Genomic DNA, 1,718 nt, shown 5'->3' on the forward strand with positions numbered 1-1,718 from the left:
CACGCAAGGGAGTTGAGAAAGTCCTGACACGGAGCAACGGAGCTCGTTGGTACAGGCAGTCGTCCAAGACAGCTTGTTCCCGAAGGAGCTCCGTTGCCCGAGCATTGTGTCCTGCCACCGCCGCTGGCGACCATCACCCGTACGGTCATAGTGGCCGCAGGTCGGTTCGCGCCGGGCCATCTGGGAGAGCTGACGCCGATCATGCCGTTCGAACTGGTCGATGCGGTCTTGTCGGAGACACGGACCGTGCAGCGCCGACTGCGGGATCTTCCCTCGCGGGTCGGGGTCTACTTCCTGCTGGCGATGTGTCTCTTCCCCGAGGTCGGCTATCGGCTCGTGTGGGCCAAACTGACGGCCGGCCTGTCGGGGATTCCGGTTGTCCGCCCGAGCACGAAGGCGCTCCGTGACCTGCGCCGAAGGCTCGGCAGCACGCCGGTGCGGGCGTTGTTCGAGGTGCTGGCCGGGCCGTTGGCCCGGCCGACCACGTCGGGGGTGCGGTTCGGTCCGTACCGGACGGTGTCATTCGACGGCTGCAGCTCGATCAAGGTGCCGGACAGCGAGCGCAACCGGGAGTGGCTGGGGCGGTGCCCACATGGCGGGTATCCCCAGGTCGAGCTGATGACACTGGTCGAGACCGGCACCCGGGCCGTGATCGCAGCGGTCTTCGGGCCCACCCGGGAGGGCGAGACCTCCTACGCCACCAGGCTGATGCACCATCTGAGCCCCGAGATGCTGGTGCTGTGGGACCGGGGCTTCGACAGCAACGACTTCCTCACCGCCGTGCACGCCACCGGCGCACAGGTCCTGGGCCGCATCCGCCAGCGCCGCCGCCCACCGGTCCTGAAGCCGCTCGCCGACTCCTCCTACCTGTCGGTCATCGGCAGCGTCCCGGTGCGGATCATCGAAGCCCAGGTGAGCATCACCTGCACCGACGGCAGCACGTTCGAGGGCTCCTACCGCCTGGCCACCACACTCCTGGACGCCCGCCGCTACCCCGCCGACCGCCTCGTGCACCTCTATCACGAGCGCTGGGAGCACGAGAGCGCCTACTACGCGCTGCGCCACACCATCCTGCACGGACGCGTCCTGCGCTCGCACGATCCGGCGGGCGTCGAGCAGGAGATGTGGGCCCTGCTCACCCTCTATCAACTCCTGCGCCGCACCATGGTCCAGGCTGCGGAGTCCCAGCCGGGCACCGATCCCGACCGCTGCGGTTTCACCATCGCCTTCCAAACAGCCCGTGACCTACTGGTAGGTGCGGACGGCATCTTCGAGCAGGGCATCGGAGAGATCGGCCGGCGGCTCCTGTCGGCGCTGTCGCCCGCACGGCGACCCCGCGTCAGCACCCGCAAGGTGAAGTCTCCCATCTCCCGTTACGCGGAAAGGAAACTGGACAGCCGCCCCGACGCCAGCAAGGCCGTGACCTCAACGACGATCACACTCCTGTCGCCGCCGGTGCCGGAGCCCGCACTGCCCACGACCACGGTCCCCCAGTACGTCGGCCCTGGCGGGACCAGTACCCGCATGACACGTGTCCTGGCCATCTTGCAGGAAGAACCCGAACGGCTATGGCGCTCACGGGAGATCGCCGAACTCCTCGGCGACGTCACCCTCGTCGCCACCTACCGACAACTCGCCCGCTGGACCGAGAAGGGAATGATCAAGAGGGTCCGCACGGGGCGCTACGCGGCCATCACGCAGGAAACGGCCCCCTTGCG

At 68.1% G+C, this 1,718-nt stretch carries 1 protein-coding gene; it reads left to right on the plus strand.

Annotated features, from left to right (window positions below; translation table 11 throughout):
• Positions 1 to 93 precede the first annotated feature (93 nt).
• Positions 94 to 1,718, plus strand: a 1,625-nt coding sequence (locus tag IE271_RS40785) for an IS4 family transposase (protein WP_229919984.1), incomplete at its 3' end; no start/stop codon positions are given.

Source organism: Streptomyces minutiscleroticus (genome assembly GCF_014650875.1).
GTDB classification, from domain to species: Bacteria; Actinomycetota; Actinomycetes; order Streptomycetales; family Streptomycetaceae; genus Streptomyces; species Streptomyces minutiscleroticus.